This window comes from Nocardiopsis sp. iso_238, from assembly GCF_056173325.1.
Map to the genome: position 1 here is coordinate 3,565,765 of NZ_CM149668.1, position 17,820 is coordinate 3,583,584.

General features: G+C 70.7%; 15 protein-coding genes. 2 read left to right on the forward strand and 13 right to left on the reverse strand.

Annotated features, from left to right (window positions below):
* Positions 1 to 40: 40 nt before the first annotated feature.
* The 7 genes from AC0VYL_RS15970 to AC0VYL_RS16000 form a co-directional block, all read right to left on the reverse strand.
* Positions 41 to 2,884 (reverse strand): DEAD/DEAH box helicase, encoded by a 2,844-nt coding sequence (locus AC0VYL_RS15970; RefSeq protein ID WP_475453870.1) that lies wholly within the window; start codon positions 2,882 to 2,884, stop codon positions 41 to 43.
* 12 nt (positions 2,885 to 2,896) lie between these two features.
* Entirely contained in the window at positions 2,897 to 3,793 is an 897-nt protein-coding gene (locus AC0VYL_RS15975) for a diacylglycerol/lipid kinase family protein (protein ID WP_475453873.1), read from the reverse strand.
* A 96-nt stretch (positions 3,794 to 3,889) separates the two neighbouring features.
* Positions 3,890 to 4,315 carry a DUF397 domain-containing protein gene (locus AC0VYL_RS15980; RefSeq protein WP_475453875.1) on the reverse strand — a complete coding sequence of 142 codons (426 nt, stop codon included), beginning with the start codon at positions 4,313 to 4,315 and terminating at the stop codon, positions 3,890 to 3,892.
* 147 nt (positions 4,316 to 4,462) lie between these two features.
* Positions 4,463 to 5,314 carry a twin-arginine translocase subunit TatC gene (gene tatC, locus AC0VYL_RS15985; RefSeq protein WP_475483527.1) on the reverse strand — a complete coding sequence of 284 codons (852 nt, stop codon included), beginning with the start codon at positions 5,312 to 5,314 and terminating at the stop codon, positions 4,463 to 4,465.
* A gap of 149 nt (positions 5,315 to 5,463) precedes the next feature.
* Positions 5,464 to 5,799, reverse strand: coding sequence for a Sec-independent protein translocase subunit TatA (gene tatA / locus AC0VYL_RS15990; RefSeq protein WP_475480623.1), 336 nt, complete (start codon positions 5,797 to 5,799; stop codon positions 5,464 to 5,466).
* Between the two features lie 66 nt (positions 5,800 to 5,865).
* Complete coding sequence (locus AC0VYL_RS15995) at positions 5,866 to 6,051, reverse strand: hypothetical protein (RefSeq protein ID WP_475453881.1); 186 nt, start codon at positions 6,049 to 6,051, stop codon at positions 5,866 to 5,868.
* 60 nt (positions 6,052 to 6,111) lie between these two features.
* Positions 6,112 to 8,163: a helix-turn-helix transcriptional regulator gene (locus tag AC0VYL_RS16000; protein ID WP_475453884.1), complete on the reverse strand. Its 2,052-nt coding sequence runs from the start codon at positions 8,161 to 8,163 to the stop codon at positions 6,112 to 6,114.
* A 108-nt stretch (positions 8,164 to 8,271) separates the two neighbouring features.
* Between AC0VYL_RS16000 and AC0VYL_RS16005 the strand changes: the two genes are divergently transcribed.
* Positions 8,272 to 9,366, forward strand: a complete 1,095-nt coding sequence (locus tag AC0VYL_RS16005) for a DUF3866 family protein (protein ID WP_475453887.1) — start codon at positions 8,272 to 8,274, stop codon at positions 9,364 to 9,366.
* Here the strand turns inward: AC0VYL_RS16005 and AC0VYL_RS16010 are convergent.
* From AC0VYL_RS16010 to AC0VYL_RS16035, 6 genes are all read right to left on the reverse strand, one after another.
* On the reverse strand, positions 9,353 to 10,426 hold the full coding sequence (locus tag AC0VYL_RS16010; RefSeq protein ID WP_475480624.1) for a methionyl-tRNA formyltransferase: 1,074 nt from the start codon (positions 10,424 to 10,426) through the stop codon (positions 9,353 to 9,355). The two genes, AC0VYL_RS16005 and AC0VYL_RS16010, sit on opposite strands and share 14 nt — an antisense overlap.
* A gap of 224 nt (positions 10,427 to 10,650) precedes the next feature.
* The gene (locus AC0VYL_RS16015; protein WP_475480625.1) at positions 10,651 to 11,739 is read right to left on the reverse strand and encodes an FKBP-type peptidyl-prolyl cis-trans isomerase; all 1,089 of its coding nucleotides are present in this window, start codon (positions 11,737 to 11,739) and stop codon (positions 10,651 to 10,653) included.
* Positions 11,740 to 11,950: 211 nt separating this feature from the next.
* The gene (gene pafA, locus AC0VYL_RS16020; protein ID WP_475453894.1) at positions 11,951 to 13,309 is read right to left on the reverse strand and encodes a Pup--protein ligase; all 1,359 of its coding nucleotides are present in this window, start codon (positions 13,307 to 13,309) and stop codon (positions 11,951 to 11,953) included.
* 108 nt (positions 13,310 to 13,417) lie between these two features.
* Positions 13,418 to 14,143: a proteasome subunit alpha gene (gene prcA, locus AC0VYL_RS16025; protein ID WP_475453897.1), complete on the reverse strand. Its 726-nt coding sequence runs from the start codon at positions 14,141 to 14,143 to the stop codon at positions 13,418 to 13,420.
* A gap of 55 nt (positions 14,144 to 14,198) precedes the next feature.
* The gene (prcB, locus tag AC0VYL_RS16030) at positions 14,199 to 15,050 is read right to left on the reverse strand and encodes a proteasome subunit beta (protein WP_475453899.1); all 852 of its coding nucleotides are present in this window, start codon (positions 15,048 to 15,050) and stop codon (positions 14,199 to 14,201) included.
* A 174-nt stretch (positions 15,051 to 15,224) separates the two neighbouring features.
* Positions 15,225 to 15,425, reverse strand: a complete 201-nt coding sequence (locus AC0VYL_RS16035) for a ubiquitin-like protein Pup (RefSeq protein ID WP_475453901.1) — start codon at positions 15,423 to 15,425, stop codon at positions 15,225 to 15,227.
* A 688-nt stretch (positions 15,426 to 16,113) separates the two neighbouring features.
* Here AC0VYL_RS16035 and AC0VYL_RS16040 point away from each other — a divergent pair.
* Complete coding sequence (locus AC0VYL_RS16040) at positions 16,114 to 17,265, forward strand: S1 family peptidase (protein ID WP_475480626.1); 1,152 nt, start codon at positions 16,114 to 16,116, stop codon at positions 17,263 to 17,265.
* Positions 17,266 to 17,820: the final 555 nt, after the last annotated feature.

Below are 17,820 nucleotides of genomic sequence, written 5' to 3' on the forward strand. Positions count from 1 at the left end.
CCCCGTATGACCCGGTTCGACCACCGGGGCGCCCTCACGCCTAGTTGAAGGAGGAGTAGGCCACCACGCCGCGCCGGACGAGGTCGGCCGCCTTGCGGGCCTTGCCGCGCACGTGCGGGTCGGCGGCGGCCCCGGCGATCTGGCTGAGCATGTCCACGAGCATCTTCGCGGTGCGCACGAAGTCGCCCGCGGTCATGTCGGACTGCCGCAGGATCGCGTCGAGCCGGTCGCCGCGCGCCCAACGGTGCGCGGTCCACACGAAGCCGAGGTCGGGCTGGCGCAGGAACGACACGCGGTGGCGCGCCTCGACCTCGTTGAGCTCGCCCCACAGCCGGTTCATCTCGGTCAGCGCCTCCTCGACCCTGCCCTCGGGCAGCCTCGGGTAGGCGTCGTCGTTGCGGCGCGCCTCGTAGACCAGTGCGGCGGCACAGGCCGCCAGCTCCACGGGGTTCAGGTCCTCCCACACGCCCCGGCGCAGGCACTCCGCGACCAGCAGGTCGAGTTCGGAGTAGATCTTGGCCAGCTTGCCGCCGTCCTCGGAGACGTCGTCGCCCGAGAGGTACTCCAGGTCCTCCAGCACACCGCACACCCGGTCGAAGGTGCGGGAGATGACGTGCGAGCGCCCCTCCACGCGGCGGCGCAGCGCGTCGGTCTCCTTCTGGAGACGGAAGTACCGCTCGGCCCAGCGGGCGTGGTCCTCGCGATCGGAGCAGCCGTGGCACGGGTGCTCCTTGAGCTCGGTGCGCAGCCGCTGGACCTCGGCGTCCTCCTGGGCGCCCCGGCGCCCGCCCCGCTCGAAGGACGGGTCGGTGCCCCGCTCCTTCAGCTTGTTGCGCAGGGTCGAGGCGAGGTCCTGGCGCGAACGCGGCGAGCGCGCGGAGAACGACTTGGGGATGCGCATGCGCCCCGAGGGGTGCACCGGCACCGGGAAGTCGCTGGAGTTGACCCGCTTGACCTGCTTGTCGACGGTGAGCACCAGGGGTGCGGGCAGGTCGTGGCGCAGCCCCGGGTCCAGGACCACCGCGTGGCCCGAGTAGCGCCCGGCCGGGATGCGGATGATGTCGCCCGGCCGCAGCCGCTCCAGGCTCTCCAGCGCCTCGTCGCGGCGCTGGACCGACCGGTTCCTGGCCAGCACCGACTCGCGGTCGCTGAGGGCCCGCCGCAGACCGGCGTACTCCATGAAGTCACCCAGGTGGCACTCGGCGGCGCTGGCGTATCCCTCCAGGGCCTCCTCGTGCTTGCGCAGCTGCTTGACCAGGCCCACCACGGCGCGGTCGGCCTGGAACTGGGCGAAGGACGCCTCCAGCATGTTCCGACTGCGCTGGCGGCCGACCTGGCCGACCAGGTTCACCGCCATGTTGTACGAGGGCTGGAAGCTGGAGTTGAGGGGGTAGGTGCGGGTGCCCGCCAGGCTGGCCACCGACTCGGGGTCGGTCCCGGCCTGCCACACGACGACCGCGTGCCCCTCGACGTCGATTCCGCGCCTGCCCGCACGCCCGGTGAGCTGCGTGTACTCGCCGGGGGTGAGCGAGGCGTGGGTCTCCCCGTTCCACTTGTCGAGCTTCTCGATCACCACCGTGCGGGCGGGCATGTTGATGCCCAGGGCCAGCGTCTCGGTGGCGAAGACCGCCCGGATCAGCCCCTTCGAGAACAGGTGCTCGACGATCTCCTTGAAGGTGGGCAGCATCCCCGCGTGGTGCGCGGAGATACCCGCCTCCAGGGCGCGCAGCCAGGAGTCGAAGCCGAGCACCGTCAGGTCCGCACGCGGGATGTCCGCGCAGCGCGACTCCGCGTACTCGCGGATGTGGGCGGCCTCGTCCGGTGTGGTGAGCACCAGACCGGAGGCCACGCACTGGCGGACGGCGTCGTCGCACCCGGCCCGGCTGAAGATGAAGGTGATCGCCGGGAGCAGGCCCTCGGCGTCCAGTTCCTCGATGATCATCGGCCGGGAGGGCGGGGCGAAGCGGGTCCGCGGGCGCACGTTGCCCCGGGCCCGGGTCTGCGGGTGGCGGCGCCGGTTGGCCAGCTGGGTGGTGCGGGAGTCGTCCTCCGCCGTGCGGGTCAGGTAGGGGTTGATGAGCAGCTTGCGCCCGCCCACCTGGATCTCGCGCGGGCGCTGGTGCTGGGAGCGGCGCCGCTCCCGTTTGCGCCTGCTCCGGCCGCCGCCCTCCTCGTCGTCCTCGCCGCCGGTCTCCTCCGGTTGTTCGTCGACGAACAGGTCGTGGATCCGCTTGCCCACCATCACGTGCTGCCACAGCGGGACGGGACGCTTCTCGTCGACGATCACCGTGGTGTCGCCGCGCACCTGCTGGAGCCACTCACCGAACTCCTCGGCGTTGCTGACGGTCGCGGAGAGGGCGACCATCCGCACCGACTCGGGGAGGTGGATGATCACCTCCTCCCAGACCGCGCCCCGGAACCGGTCGGCGAGGTAGTGCACCTCGTCCATGACCACGTAGGCCAGCCCGCCCAGGGTGGACGAACCCTCGTACAGCATGTTGCGCAGCACCTCGGTGGTCATGACGACCACGGGCGCCTCACCGTTGACGCTGTTGTCACCGGTGAGCAGCCCGACCTGGTCGGCGCCGTAGCGCCGGACCAGGTCGTTGTACTTCTGGTTGGACAGGGCCTTGATCGGCGTGGTGTAGAAGCACTTGGTGCCCTCGTTGAGGGCCTGGTGCACGGCGAACTCACCGACCACGGTCTTGCCGGAACCGGTCGGCGCGGCGACCAGCACCCCGTGTCCGCTTTCCAGGGCCTTGCAGGCCCTGATCTGGAAGGGGTCGAACTCGAACCCGTAGAGCCCCTGGAAGGCCTCGATCGCGGCGCTGGAGGCGCTCTGGCGCCTGCGGAAGGCGGCGTAACGCTCGGAGTGACTACTCATAGGATTCCCAGCCTATGAGGTCAGCTCCAGCATCTCGACCGACTTTGGCACCACCTCGCACACCAGCGTCGGAGCGCCCGTGGGCTCCCCGTCCGCGAAGGCGGTCCCGGCCTCTCCTCGGATGGTGACGGTGCGCCCCCGCCTGAACACCACCTCCTCCAGTCCCAGGTGGGTCCCGGCGAAGACCCGGGGGAACAGGCGCAGGAAACGGCCGAGCGGCCCCTTCTTCACGAAGACCACGTCGAGCAGGCCGTCGTCGGGGACGGCCTCGGCGCACACGTGCATGCCGCCGCCGTAGGCGCTGGTGTTGCCGACCGCCACGAGCATGCCGGGTTCGCGGATCCGCTCGTCGTCGACGTCGATCTCGAAGTCGATGGGCTTGAAGGAGCGGAGCTCGGCGGCGAGTCCGACGAGGTAGCCGAACCGGCCCATCCCGAACCGGAAGTTGTTCACGCGCTCGTTGACCCGGGCGTCGAAGCCGCAGGCCAGAACGCTCATGTAGTACCGCTGGCGGCCGTCGGCGGTGGTCAGACGGACCACGTCGCTGGCCCGGGTACGCCCGGCCAGGATCGCCTCCGCGATCCTGTCGGCCGACCCCTTGGGGACTCCGAAGGCGCGGGCCACGTCGTTGCCGCTGCCCGCCGGGATGACCGCGAGGGGCACCCCGGTGCCGACCACTCCCTGAAGAACCTGGTGTACCAGGCCGTCGCCGCCCACCGCGACCAGGGCGTCGGGGCGGTCCGCGGCGGCCAACCTGGCCAGCCTGCGGCTGTCGGCGGCCGATCGGCCGGTGTAGACGTGCACGCGCGCGCCCTGGGCGCGCAGGGCCTCCTTCAGCCGCACGGCGATGACGGCGGCGCGGCGACGGCCGGAGGCCGGGTTGACCAGAAGGGCGATATGAGGGGACATATGCCGGTCCTTACCTACCCACAAAGGGGAACGAAAGGGTGTACGGGGTCAGGTGAGGAGCCCGTACACCCGCGCGCCCGGGTGCGGGTGGCCCGATCAGTCGTCCTCGGTCGTGGACTCCCGCTCGGTTTCCTCACGTTGGCGGCGATGGTACTCCTCCATCGCCTCCGGCGTGTTCAGCGGGGAGGGAACCCAGGTCGCCTCGACCTCGGTCTCGCCGCGCTGGATCGCGGCCTCCTCCTCGGTGAGGTACTCCTCCGGGATGTCGAACTCACCGTCACGGGCGCCCAGGACGAAGGCCTCCCACTCGGCGGGGGTGAAGAACAGGGTGCCCTTCTCCGGGGACTTGCCGTCGCGCACCGCGCGGAAGCCGTCGTCGAACTCCGCGACCTCCACGACCGCCTCGGACTCCTCCTTGGACAGCGAGGACCGCAACCACACCGCGTGCGTGGTGTCGTGCCACTTCTCGTTGCCCATGGCCTCGGGCGGCAGTTCCCTCTTGGCCTCTGTCTGCTCGCTCATCAGCACTTCCTAGTCCGGGAGCCCACACGGGAGGGGGCTCTCCTTGGTGTCCCAGCGTTGCGAGGGGGCGGACCGGCCGGACGGCCGTGCCGGCCCGGCGGGCGTCCGGGACCTCCCCAGCCGAACCCTAGCGCGTCGCGCGGCGGCTCAGGATCGCTTGCCGGAGCCGCCGTCGGAGTCGGTCTCCTCCAGCGGGGCGGGCGTGTGGTCCAGCTCCGAGGGCTGGTCGTCGAGCTCGGAGATCTGGTCGTCGTCCAGATCGCTGGTGGGGTCGCGGCGCTTCTTGCGGCGGTCGTTGAAGAAGCAGAACACCTCGGCGATCTCGAAGAGGATCACGAGGGGGACGGCCAGAGCCAGCATGGAGATCGGCTCGGCCGGGGTGATGACGGCGGCGACCAGGAAGGCGGAGAAGATGATGACCCGGCGCCACTTGGCGATGGCCTCGTGGGTGACGATGCCGACGATGTTGAGCAGGACCACCAGCAGCGGCATGACGAAGCCCAGACCGAACATGCTCATCATGATGAGCATGTAGCTGAGGTACTCACCGATGGTCAGGTACGGGTCGGCGTCCTCGGGCAGGAACCCGAAGAGCATCTGGAGGGCGAGCGCGGTGATCGAGTAGGCCAGGGCCGCGCCGGAGACGAAGAGGATCCCGGCCAGCGGGGCGAAGATGTACGCGTACTTCTTCTCGCCGCTGTGCAGGGCCGGGGCCACGAAGGCCCACAGCTGGTAGAGCCAGAGCGGGGCCGTGACCAGGGCGCCGACGAAGATCCAGACCTTGAAGGCGACGAAGAAGGCGTCGAAGGGGCCGGTGACGATCAGGGAGCAGCCGCCGCCGTCGACCACCTGGGACGCGGGCAGTGAGCAGTAGGGCTGGGTGAGGAAGTCCCAGATCCGGTCGTAGAAGACGAAGCCGACCACGGCTCCCAGGCACAGGATGAGCAGCACCTTGGCCAGCCTGTTGCGCAGCTCGCGCAGGTGGTCCATGAGCGGCATCCGGGCGTCCGGGTTGGCCGATCGGCTTCGGGACCTCATCTTGCGGTCACTCTCTTCTCCTTGGGCCCGCTCCGAGTGCGGACGCTCCCCGCTGACGACAGCCGACCGGCGCGGCACCTTCCGGTACCACGCCGGTCCACCGGAACGTTCTAGTTGTTGTAGGTCTGGTTGGTCGGCTCACCGGACTCGTTGACGATGCGCTGACCGGGGGGAAGCTGCGGGTAGCCCTGCTGCTGCGGCTGCTGGTTCTGCTGCGGCGCCGGGTTCTGCGGGGCCTGCTGCTGTGCCTGCGCCTGCTGGTTCTGCTGGGCCTGCTGGTCCTCGGACTCGTTGTTCTCGTCGTCGACCAGGCCCTTGCTCTCGGCCTTGAGGATGCGAGCGCTGCGCCCCAGGGAACGGGCCAGGTCCGGAAGCTTCTTGGCTCCGAACAGCAGGATGGCCAGGATCACCAGGATGGCGATGGTAGGTCCGTTGAACGGTCCCATGGTTCTACCTCTCTGTGGGGCGCGACCAAGCGCCTCTGATGGTACGCGCGTTCGTCCGCGGGGCCGTCATGTCCCAGCACCGCCACGGCGGACGCGCTCACGCAGGTCAGCGCTGCTCGCCTGGTACCCGCCCGCCGCTCGTGTCACCCCTTCGGACAGCGCGGAGGCCGCGCGGCGCACCCTCGTCCCGAGGGCGCCGACGACGAGCACTCCTGCGCAGAACACGCCGCAGAGGACAGCGAAGGCGATCACGGCTTCACCATATCCCTTCCGCGATGACCTACACCCCACCCCCCGGTGAACAGGTGCGCGTCACTCCGGAGACGAAGTGGTCTCGACCAATTCGGCGCGGTTCGGAGCGGTGCGGTAGTGCCCCAGGGCACGCTCGGCCTCGGCCCTGACGTCCTTGGCCAGCGCCACCGGAGACACCACGCGCCCCTCCCGTCCCAGGGACAGCGCCAGCCGGGACACCCACGCGGGCGCCGGGGTGCGCAGGGTCGCCCGGGCCTCGCCGCCGGGCAGTTCGGTCACCGACTCGCAGACGTAGTCCTCGGTGACCCAGCGCGCGGAGGGCTCCAGGGACAGCGTCACCAGGGCGTCGCGCTCGGAGCGCTGGAGCACCCCGGCGGACAGGTCGCGGCGGGCCACGCCCTCGGGCACCTGTGCGGCGAAGGGCAGCACGGTCAGCTCCAGGACCCGGTCCAGGCGGAACAGCCGCACGGCCTCGCGCAGGTGGCAGTAGCCCTCCAGGAAGGTCTGGCCGTCCTGGACCACGAGGCCCATGGGGTCGACGTCGCGCTCGGTCACCTGGTCCAGGTAGCCCGACAGGTACCGCAGGTGCAGGCGCTGGCCGCTGTTGAGGGCGTCCGCGCAGCGCCGCTGGGTCCGGGCCACCTGCTCGTCCACCTCGACCCGCACCTGCACCGCGTCGGCCAGGTCGCCCACGGCCGAACCGGCGGCGGTGCGCAGCTTCTCGCCCACCCGCCTGAGCGCACCGCCCTCGATCCCCTGGGCCTCGGGCAGCGCCTCCAGCAGGGACAGGCCCACCACCAGGCTGGCCGCCTCGTCCGCGGTCAGCCGCAGCGGCTGGGCCAGGGTGTCGGCGTTGGCGATGATGATCTCGCCGGTCTCGCGGGCCGCGTCCAGGTCGACGTCGATCAGGTCACCGGGGGTGTACCCGGGCAGGCCGCACATCCACAGCAGGCTGAGGTCGGAGACCACCTGCTTCTCACTGAGTCCGAAGTGCCGCGCGACCTCGGGCACGCGCACGTCGCGGCCGAGGGCGTACGGGACCAGCATGAGGAGACGGCGCAGCTGGTCGGCGGAGCGGGGGCCGCGCGCCGGGGCGTCCGCGCCCTCCCACCCCTCGGCGGGGTCGGTCTCCTCGGCCACGGCGGTGCCCTCCACCACCCCGGCCAGGTGGTCGGCCATCGCGGAGCGGACCTGCTCGGGCTCCACCACCACCGCGCGCGAACCGTGCGAGGCCACCTGACGCACCAGCCCCGTGGTGCTGGTGTAGGGCAGGGTGAGCGTGTCCCAGCCGTCCCCGGTGCTGTCCCGCTCCCCCGGAACCACGCGGAGCGCGAGGCGGCGCAGGTCGTGGGCGGCCTCGGTGCGCACCCGCAGGGTCGCGGTGCGCTCGGGCACGGCGCTCTGCTGTGAGACCACCGAACGCAGGTCCACCCCCTCGGGGACCACCACGTCAGGGCCGGTCCGGACGACGGTGACCCCGCCCCGCATCCGCCCGAGACGGAACACCCGTCGGGCGTCGCGCAGCCGGTCGTGGCCGACCACGTACCAGTGCCCGCGCAGGTTGACGATGCCCCACGGCTCGACCTCGCGCCGCTGGGCCGCGCTCTCGCCGGGCTTGCGGTAGTCGAAGGAGATGGGACGGCGGTCCCGGACCGCCTGCCACACGGGGCCGAACGCGGGTTCGTCGGTGCGCATGGCGGGGGTCAGACCGGGGGCGGCCTCGGTGTCCACCGGGACCCCGGCCGAGCGGAGCTTGAAGAGGGCGTTGGCGGCGGCCTCGCCCAGGGAGGCGTGGCGCCAGGCGCGGGCGGCCAGACCCAGCACGACCGCCTCGTCGGGCAGGAGCTCGATCTCGGGCAGCTCGTAGTCCGAACGGGAGATCCGGTAGCCCTCCTCACCGCTGAAGGCGTCACCGGTACCGACCTGGATGGGGATGCCGCTGTCGCGCAGCTCCCGCTTGTCCCGCTCGAACATGCGCTTGAACGCCGACTCGGTGTCGGCCTCGGCGTAGCCCTGCACCGTCGCCCTGATCTCCTGGGCGGTCAGGTGGCGCCGCGTGGACAACAGGCAGATGACCAGGTTCAGTTGCCGTTCGGTCTTCCTGCGCGACATCGTCCGCACTCCTCTAGCCCGCTGTGTTGCCCGCTGTGGTGGACCGGGCGGGGCCGCGAGGGCGCGTCCTCCCACCTTCGGTTCAGGTCCGACGGTACCGTGCCCAGCATGATCCGGTGGCGCCGCGGTGAAGTCCTTCAGATCCTGCCCTCCTGGCCCGGAGTCCGTGTGTGCGCGGTCTCGGTGCCCGTCAGTGGGGACGGGCCGGATCAGACCACGACCTGCACCGCCCTGGCCTACACGGACCTGGTGGGCACCCCCGACGTGGGTGACGCGGTCCTTCTCAACACCGGCGCCCTGGACCTGGGTCTGGGCACCGGCGGATACGCCATGGTGGTGGCGGTGCCCGACCGCCTGCCCGCCGACCGCGAGGGCCCCGGGCACCTGGTGAAGGCCCGCTACACGCCGCTCCAGGCGACCGTACTGGGCGCGGACGAACAGGGGGCGCCTCACCACGAGGTGCTGCGCGAGGCCGTGGGGATCGACGGGATGCCCGTGGTCGTGGCCGACCTGCACTCCTCGCTGCCCGCGGTCCTGGCCGGGGTGCGGATCGAGCGTCCGGGGACCCGGGTGGTCAACGTGATGCTCGACGGCGGCGCGCTGCCCGCCGCGTTCTCGCGGATCGTGGGGGCGTTGAGGGAGGACGGCATGCTCCGGGGGTGTGTGACCACCGGTCAGGCCTTCGGCGGCGACCTGGAGGCGGTCACCGTGCACTCGGGTCTGCTGGCCGCCCGGCACGTGCTGGACGCGGAGATCGCGGTGGTCTGCCAGGGACCGGGCAACTTGGGGACCGGTACCCCGTGGGGGTTCTCCGGTGTCTCCTGCGGTGAGGCGGTCAACGCCGCCGCCGTCCTCGGCGGCCGCCCGGTGGCCAGCCTGAGGGTCAGCGAGGCCGACACCCGTGAACGGCACCGGGGGGTGTCACACCACAGTCTGACGGCCTACGGGCGGGTGGCCCTGGCCCCCGCGGACGTGGTGGTGCCCCGGCTGCCGGGATTCTTCGGCGAGCGCGTCCGCGACCAGGCCTGGCCGTTGGGAGAGCGCCACACGCTGGTGGAGGTGTCGGTGAACGGCCTGGAGGACGAGGTGCGCGCGCTTCCCGTGAAGGTGTCCACCATGGGGCGCGGGCTGGACGAGGACCGGTCGGCCTTCCTCAGCGCGGCGGCCGCCGGGCGCCACGCCGCCACACTCATCGGGGGTTGAGGTCGCGCCGTTCGTCCGGACCGACCCGTAGGTCGGAGTCGTGGTCCCCTCCGTACTGGGCGCCCAGGTAGGGACGCTCGGATCCGGGGATCGGCGTGCGACGGGTCGCGGCCATCATGTGGTCGGAGGGTACGTCGAAGTAGCGACCGGGCCGGAACATGGCCAGGGAGGTCGGTTCGGCGCGCACTCCTTCGTCCACCCGGAGCGACTCCGGCACGAACACGCTGCCGTCACCACAGGTCACACCCCATTCGCGGCCAGGGCCAGCGGAGACGATCTGCCCCGGGTCGCCGCCCGCGACCTCGTCGCGGACACGTCCGCCGCACAGGGTGATCCGGGCGCCGCCGAACATCGCGAAGGCGCCGGGGTAGGGGTCGGCCAGGGCGCGCACCATCCGGTCCACGTCCCGTCCGGCCGCCGCAAGATCGAGGTGGCCGTCGCTGGGGCGGCGCCGGGGCCACTCCGAGCCGTGCCCGCTCTGTGGGCGCCGGGGCGCGCTTCCCTCCAGGAGGGCGTCGAGATTGCGCACGAGCAGTTCGGACTGGAGGTGCCCGGTCCGCTCGTACAGGCCGGACGCGGTCACGTCCTCGGCCACGTCGAACCAGATCCGGTCGACGACGTCACCGGAGAAGGCCTCCCGTGTCAGGTGGAAGAGGGTGACGGCGCTGGAGCGCATGTCGCGCAGGATCGTCCAGGGAATGGGGGCGCGGCCCCGGCCGACCGGGAGCGGGGACGGGTGCAGGCCCACACCGCCCAGGGGCAGTGCGGCCAGGACGTCCTCGTGGACCAGCTGTGACCAGCCCGCGACCACCATCAGGTCGATCCGGTGGGCGACGAGGGCGTCGCGCACCTCGTCGGTGTTGATGTCGGCCGCCCGCAGGTGGGGCAGGCCGTGCCGACGGGTGACCTCCTCGAAGTCCGTGTAGCCGGAGCGGTGCGCGAGTTCGGCGGGGTAGGAGACCACCAGGCTCGGCGGGCTCCCCTGGGCGCAGAGCTCCTCCAGGGCCGGGACGCCCAGGCGCAGACCCGACACGTAGCAGTACCGCCGCTGGTCCGACATGGCTCCCCCTCGCCGCTGCTCACCTTGGGTAGCCGACTCTACGCACGCTGACCGCGCCTCCCCGGCAGCCGGGCACCGTTCTGCGTGTCACCGCCACGTCACCGCTCCCGCCCGGTTCCGGTGCGTCCACGGCCGGGGACGGGCCCCGGACGCGAACGCACCGCCGCCCCCGCGAGCTCTGGGCTCGCGGGGGCGGCGGTGCGCGTTCGTTCGGAGGGAGGCGGCTACTCCTCGGTCTCCTCCGGGTCTTCGGCGACCTCGTCGCCCCCGGCGCCCTCCGCGGGCTCCTCGGGCGGCGGCGGGTTGTCGTAGGCGCCCAGCACGTCGACCACGAACACCAGGGGACCGGCGGGAGCGCCCATGGCCTCCTCCTCGGTGTTCCCGTACGCCAGGTCACCGGGGACGACCAGCATGAGGCGGCTGCCGACCTTCTGGCCGACGATGCCCTCGTCCCAGCCCTTGATGACCGCACCGGCGCCGATGGTGGTGTCGAAGGGGACCCCGCCCTGGTTCCACGAGGAGTCGAAGACCTCGTGCTCGCCGTTCTCGTCGGCCTCCCAGCGCACGCCCGTGTACTGGACGATGACCTGCTGGCCCTCCTCGACCTCGGCGCCCTCGCCCTCGATGAGCGGGGTGACCTCGAGTTCGTCGGGGGCGTCGGAGTCGGGGACCTCGATCCGGGGCTGGCTGTGTCCCTCCTGCGTCACCGTCGGAAGGTCGCCGCCGCCGTCGTCGGTCTGCTCGCCGGGCACGACCGCGCCCTTGCTGAACCGGTCGACCATGTCGATCACGAGGACGCTGGCGCCCTCGGGGGCGGGCTGGCCCATGGACTCGGCCTGGGTCTTCTCCTCCTCGGTCAGCGGCGGGAAGACGTAGACCGCGCGGCTGCCGATGGGCTGGCTGACCAGCGTCTCGGTGATGTACTCGGGCATCTGGTCCATGCGGATCAGGTCCGGAGCGCCGTTCTCGTAGCTGGACTGCCCCTCGACCGGCTCGCCCTCTCCGGGAGCGGTCCACTGGTACTGCACGACGTTGGCGATGACCAGGTCGTCCGCGCCGACCAGGGCGTCCTCACCCGCGCCCTTGCTCACGACACCGGAGATCTCCTCGTCGGGAGGCTCGATGTCGGGGAAGGTGATCTCGGGCTCCTCGCCGACATCACCGGTGACCTGGGGCAACCGGGAGTCGAGCGTGTCGTCGTTCATGCTGAGGAAGGCGGGGGTGCGCCAGTCCTCCGGGAGCGATGAGCAGCTGGAGACCGCCAAGGCGATGGCGGTCAGTGGCACCGCGAGGGCGGCAGCACGTCGGTGCATGGGTCACAACCTCTGATTTCCGGCTCAGGACAGGGTCACACTACCGAACAGTCGGAGTGTGGCCAGCCCCTGGAGGCCTCCCGATCCGGTTTTCGGCCGAGGGGAAACCGGCCCGAGCGGTCTCCGAAAGCGAAGAGGCTGGTGGGAGCGCGGACGAGGGCCCCGGGGTGGCCGTCTTCGGCCGGTCCCCGGGGCCGTGCGAAAGCGCCGGTCACATCCCGGCGATCAGCTTCTCCACGCGTTCGTCGACCGACTTGAAGGGGTCCTTGCACAGCACGGTCCGCTGCGCCTGGTCGTTGAGCTTGAGGTGCACCCAGTCCACGGTGAAGTCGCGCCGCTGTTCCTGGGCCCGCCGGATGAACTCCCCGCGCAGCCGGGCCCGCGTGGTCTGCGGCGGCACCGACTTGGACTCGAAGATCTTCAGGTCCCCCACCACGCGGTCCATCTGGCCGCGCTTCTGCATCAAGTAGAACAGACCGCGGTCGCGGTGGATGTCGTGGTAGGTGAGGTCGAGCTGGGCCACCCGGGGGGAGGACAGCGTGAGGTCGTGCTTCTCCCGGTAGCGCTCCAGCAGCATGTACTTGGCCACCCAGTCGATCTCGCGCTGGACCGTCTCCAGGTTCTGGGTCTCCACCGCCTCCAGGGTGCGCTGCCAGAGGTCCAGGACGCGCTTACCCACCGCGTCGGTCCCGTGCCGGTCCACGTAGCCCTGCACCTTCTCCAGGTACTCGCGCTGGATCTCCAGGGCACTGGCCTCGCGGCCGTTGGCCAGGCGCACCTTGCGGCGGCCGGTCATGTCGTGGCTGACCTCGCGGATCGCCCTGATCGGGTTCTCCAAGGTGTAGTCGCGCATGACCACCCCGGCCTCGATCATCCGCAGCACGAGGTCGGTGGAGCCCAGCTTGAGCAGGGTGGTGGTCTCGCTCATGTTGGAGTCGCCCACGATCACGTGCAGGCGGCGGAACCGCTCGGCGTCCGCGTGGGGTTCGTCGCGGGTGTTGATGATGGGGCGGGAGCGGGTGGTCGCGGAGGAGACGCCCTCCCAGATGTGCTCGGCGCGCTGGCTGACGCAGAAGAGCGCCCCCCTGGGCGTCTGGAGCACCTTGCCCGCCCCGCAGATGATCTGCCGGGTGACCAGGAAGGGGATGAGCACGTCGGCCAGGCGGCCGAACTCCCCGTGGCGGCCGACGAGGTAGTTCTCGTGGCAGCCGTAGGAGTTGCCGGCGGAGTCGGTGTTGTTCTTGAAGAGGTAGATGTCCCCGGCGATGCCCTCCTCGTGGAGGCGCTGCTCGGCGTCGACCTGCAACCCCTCCAGGATGCGCTCACCGGCCTTGTCGTGGGCCACCAGGTCCACGAGGCTGTCGCACTCGGGGGTGGCGTACTCGGGGTGGCTGCCCACGTCCAGGTACAGGCGGGCCCCGTTGCGCAGGAACACGTTGCTGCTGCGCCCCCAGGAGACCACCCTCCGGAAGAGGTACCGGGCGACCTCGTCCGGCGACAGGCGGCGCTGCCCCCGGAAGGTGCACGTGACCCCGTACTCGTTCTCCAGCCCGAAGATCCGTCGTTCCACGCGGCCTCACCAACTTCCGTCACCGTGGCGTGGACGACGGGGCCGCGTCGTCCACACCAGCCCGGCCGGTGCGGCGCCCGGGTGGCGCCGCACCGTTGTGCTGTCAGATCACTCGTCGGCCTCGTCCCCGGCGGTGCCCCGCTTGCCCTCCTCGATGAGGGCGGTCAGGCGGTCGCCGTGGATGCGGCGGAACTTGCGGTGCTCCCTGGAGCGCTCCAGGACGGCGACCTCCAGGTTGCCGGCCTCCAGTTCGCGCTCCTCGCCGTTCTCGTGGGCGAGGGCGTGGGTGGCGGCGTTCAGCGCCGCGCTGAGCGGCGCGTCGGCGGCGAAGCGGTCCTTGAGCTGGCTCGAGACGTGCTCCGAGGAGCCGCCCACCGCGACGAAGCCCTGCTCGTCGACGATGGAGCCGTCGAAGGTGATGCGGTAGATCTCGTCCTCGGCAGCCGTGTCACCGACCTCGGCGACCACGATCTCGACCTCCCAGGGCTTGAGGCTCTCGCTGAAGACGGTGCCCAGGGTCTGGGCGTAGATGTTGGCGAGCTGACGCCCGCTGACGTCGCGGCGGTCGAACTGGTACCCGCGTACGTCCGCGAAGCGCACGCCCATCAGGCGCAGGTTCTCGAACTCGGGGTAGCGGCCGACCGCGGCGAAGCCGATGCGGTCGTAGAGCTCACTGATCTTGTGCAGTGTGCGGGACATGTTGTCCGCCACCAGCAGGATTCCGCCCTCGTACTGTAGGACGACGGCGCTGCGGCCGCGCGCGATGCCCTTGCGCGCGTAGTCCGCCTTGTCCTTCATCTGCTGTTCGGGGGCGACGTAGAACGGCATCGACACCGCGGATCGTTCCTTACCTAGTCGGGAGAGGTCTGGTGTGGAGGCTCGGGTCGCCTCAGCTCAGGCGTGCCTTGGGGCCGTCGGGGTCGGCGGCGCGCCCTTCGACGACCTCGGTCGCCAGGCGGGCCACCTCGTCGGCTCCGATCCTGCGGTGCCCGTCCTCGGTGATGACGTCGACGAGGGGGAAGATCCTGCGGTGCAGGTCGGGGCCGCCGGTGGCGGAGTCGTCGTCGGCGGCGTCGTAGAGCGACTCCAGCGCGACCCTGATCGCCGTGGTCTCGTCCAGGTCGTCACGGTAGAGCTTCTTGATGGAGCCCTTGGCGTAGACCGAGCCGGAGCCGACCGAGTAGTAGCGCTGTTCCTCGTAGCGGCCGCCCACGGCGTCGTAGCTGAACACCCGGCCCTGTCGGGTGTTCTCGTCGAACCCGACCAGCAGGGGGACCACGACGAAGCCCTGCATGGCCATGCCGAGGTTGCCGCGCACCATCTGGGCGAGCTTGTTCGCCTTGCCCTCCAGGGAGAGGGAGCGCCCCTCCAGCTTCTCGTAGTGTTCGAGCTCCACCTGGTAGAGCTTGGCGAGCTCGATGCCGATCCCGGCGGATCCGGCGATGGCCACCGCGGAGAACTCGTCCGTCCGGTAGAGCTTGTCCATGTCGCGGTTGGCGATGACGTTGCCCTGGGTGGCCCGCCGGTCCCCGGCGAGCAGGACGCCGCCGGGGAAGGTCAGCGCGACGATGGTCGTCGCGTCCGGGGTGAGGTGCTCCGCCGTGCCGGAGCCGCCCGCCGAGCCCACGTGGTGGCCGGGCAGCAGCTCGGGCTTGACCTCCCGAAGAAACTCGGTGAAGGACGAGGTCCCCGCACTCATGAATGCGGCCGACATCCGTCCGCCCTCGAAACCTTCGAACACGCGACTCCCTCCGCTCGCGCCCCACCCCGTCTCGGGGGCGGGTGGGGCGCCTGTCGTCCCTCTGTCTGTCGTTCCCTTACGGGCCGGGGGTGGTACCGGCCGGTGGGACCGACCCTAGTCCCGTACGCCCCGGGGGCCGGTGACGGCCGGGTGCGCTGTCAGCGAACCCGTCGGTCACTGACCGCCCTTCTGCACGAACTGGCGCACGAAGTCCTCGGCGTTGCTCTCCAGCACGTCGTCGATCTCGTCCAGGATGTCGTCGACGTCCTCGTCCAGCTGTTCGTCGCGCTCCCGGGCCTCGGGTGCCGCCTCGGTCTCCTCGACCTCCTCTTCACGCCGCGAGGAGTGCTTCTGGCCGCCGTTGTCATTCGCCATCTGTCGTTACCTCCCGTTCGGGGCCCTCGCCCTTATCTTGGCCCAACGGTCCCCGCCTCAACCGTCTTCCACAGGCCCGATACTCGCTAGTTACCTCGGATCGTCCCGCCGGGCCGCACGCGGCGCGGGCACGAGCTCCGGCTCCGCCCCGGGCGTGTCCTCCCCGGAGGGCGGCCGCGCGGCTCCGCTCCCCTTCGTGACACTACGTCGCGGCACTCCCCCGCACCCTTTGGGCGCCATGCGCACACTCGTTCTCTGATCGAACTTGATCTTCACCCTCCGCGACGTTCTGACCATGCCGTGTACGTCTACGTAGCCCCACCCTCACCGTTGGCACGCGGTTCCAGTGTCCGCATCCGGCCACACAGCACCCCTTGCCCTACTGGCGAGTTTGTGATCCGCGTACAGCCAGTCACCAAAACGGGAGGTCAGGCGGCTCGCGACCCAGAGTGACGCCCCTTCTCGAACCCGGTGATCGGATGATCCTCTCGTCACCTGAGTGAATTATCCATTTCATGGGCTTTCGCTGCCCAAGCTGTTCACTTATGGTTTGGATTCGTTTACCGACTGTCTCGGTGAGCGAACGAGTTCCCCGGTTCGGCCGGAAACTCACGCGGGGACCGGGTCTCCCCCTCAGGAGAGCCGCGCCCCCGAACCCCCGTCCATTCCCCAAGGAGAGTAGGGATCAATGCGACCCTCCCCCGTCATCTCCGCGATCGGCACGGGAGCGCTGGCCTTCGGGCTCGCGCTCTCGGTCGCTCCCGGCGCCTCCGCCGTGACCGCCCCCGCCGAGCCCTCGCCCCAGGGCGAGGCGACCACCATGCAGGAAGCGCTTGAGAGGGACTTCGGCCTCACCCCGTTCGAGGCCGACGACCTGCTCGAAGCCCAGAAGGAGGCCCTCGGGATCGACACGGCGGCGGCCGAGGCCGCCGGCGACGCCTACGCGGGCTCCGTGTTCGACACCGACACCCTGGAACTGACCGTCCTGCTCACGGACGGCGGCCCGGCGTCGGACGTCGAGGCCGCCGGCGCCGAGACCTCGGTGGTCTCCCACGGCACCGACGGCCTGGCGGCGATCATGGACGAGCTCGACGCGGTCGGCGCCCAGCCGGGTGTCGTCGGCTGGTACCCCGACCTCGCCAGCGACACGGTGGTCGTCGAGGCCACCGACGCGTCCGACGCCCAGGGCTTCATCGAGGCCGCTGGCGTGGACTCCTCCGCCGTCCAGGTGGAGGAGACCGACGAGTCGCCCGAGCTGTACGCCGACATCGTCGGCGGCGACGCCTACTACATGGGCGGCGGACGCTGCTCGGTGGGCTTCGCGGCCACCGACAGCGCGGGCAACGACGGATTCGTGACGGCCGGCCACTGCGGCACCGTCGGCACCTCCGCCGACAGCGAGGACGGCAGCGGCTCCGGTGTGTTCGAGGAGTCGATCTTCCCGGGCAACGACGCCGCCTTCGTCCGGTCCACGTCCAACTGGACCGTCACCAACCTGGTCAACATGTACAGCTCCGGCGGCACCCAATCCGTCGGCGGCTCCACCCAGGCCCCGGTCGGCGCGGCCGTCTGCCGCTCCGGTTCCACCACGGGCTGGCACTGCGGCACCATCGAGGCCCGAGGCCAGTCGGTGAGCTACCCGGAGGGCACCGTCAACGACATGACCCGGACCAACGTGTGCGCCGAGCCCGGCGACTCCGGCGGTTCGTTCATCTCCGACGACCAGGCCCAGGGCATGACCTCGGGCGGCTCCGGCAACTGCACCTCCGGTGGTACGACGTACTACCAGGAAGTCGGCCCGGCGCTGAGCACCTGGAACCTCAGCCTCGTCACGAGCTAGGGCCGTTCGGGGACCATGTGGTTCCCGCGCGACCGCGCCCCCGTCCGCCGTTCGGCGGGCGGGGGCGTTCGCTGTGTCGCCGCTCGCGCCCCTACACCCTCCGATGGGCGCTCACACCCGGTCGCCGTTCCGCTCCACGACCCGTGTGCCACACATCGAACAGAGGGACGCACTGCGCACATCCAGGGGGACGCTGGCGAAGCCGTGACCACTGGTGTTACACCTGTGTGTCCGCCCGGCCACGTTTGGTACGCGGTACCGGTGTCCGCATGTGGCCAGAATGCCCCCCTTGTGACAGGGGAACGGATTCGGTCGGTAGCGCACCGACTCCAACAACCGCAAGGTGGCCGCTCGTGTCGCCACGTTCTGCGACCGCCATGCGACCCATCATCGGGTGACCCCACCGAGCCCTGAATGCTGCACCGTTCTGGCGGTCTTTCCCTCACCAAAACGTGCACCTATGGTTAGGCGTTGTTTACCGAATGTCTCGGTGAACGACAGGGGCCGAAGGAATTCGGCTCCGATCCCCCGTTGATCCCCCCAGGAGAGTAGGGA

What these genes read in the sequence shown, in the direction of transcription:
- AC0VYL_RS15970 (WP_475453870.1), bottom strand. Translation starts at nt 2,884, where the DNA reads ATGAGTAGTCACTCCGAGCGTTACGCCGCCTTCCGCAGGCGCCAGAGC.
- AC0VYL_RS15975 (WP_475453873.1), bottom strand. Translation starts at nt 3,793, where the DNA reads ATGTCCCCTCATATCGCCCTTCTGGTCAACCCGGCCTCCGGCCGTCGC.
- AC0VYL_RS15980 (WP_475453875.1), bottom strand. Translation starts at nt 4,315, where the DNA reads ATGAGCGAGCAGACAGAGGCCAAGAGGGAACTGCCGCCCGAGGCCATG.
- tatC (WP_475483527.1), bottom strand. Translation starts at nt 5,314, where the DNA reads ATGCCGCTCATGGACCACCTGCGCGAGCTGCGCAACAGGCTGGCCAAG.
- tatA (WP_475480623.1), bottom strand. Translation starts at nt 5,799, where the DNA reads ATGGGACCGTTCAACGGACCTACCATCGCCATCCTGGTGATCCTGGCC.
- AC0VYL_RS16000 (WP_475453884.1), bottom strand. Translation starts at nt 8,163, where the DNA reads ATGTCGCGCAGGAAGACCGAACGGCAACTGAACCTGGTCATCTGCCTG.
- AC0VYL_RS16005 (WP_475453887.1), top strand. Translation starts at nt 8,272, where the DNA reads ATGATCCGGTGGCGCCGCGGTGAAGTCCTTCAGATCCTGCCCTCCTGG.
- AC0VYL_RS16010 (WP_475480624.1), bottom strand. Translation starts at nt 10,426, where the DNA reads ATGTCGGACCAGCGGCGGTACTGCTACGTGTCGGGTCTGCGCCTGGGC.
- AC0VYL_RS16015 (WP_475480625.1), bottom strand. Translation starts at nt 11,739, where the DNA reads ATGCACCGACGTGCTGCCGCCCTCGCGGTGCCACTGACCGCCATCGCC.
- AC0VYL_RS16035 (WP_475453901.1), bottom strand. Translation starts at nt 15,425, where the DNA reads ATGGCGAATGACAACGGCGGCCAGAAGCACTCCTCGCGGCGTGAAGAG.
- AC0VYL_RS16040 (WP_475480626.1), top strand. Translation starts at nt 16,114, where the DNA reads ATGCGACCCTCCCCCGTCATCTCCGCGATCGGCACGGGAGCGCTGGCC.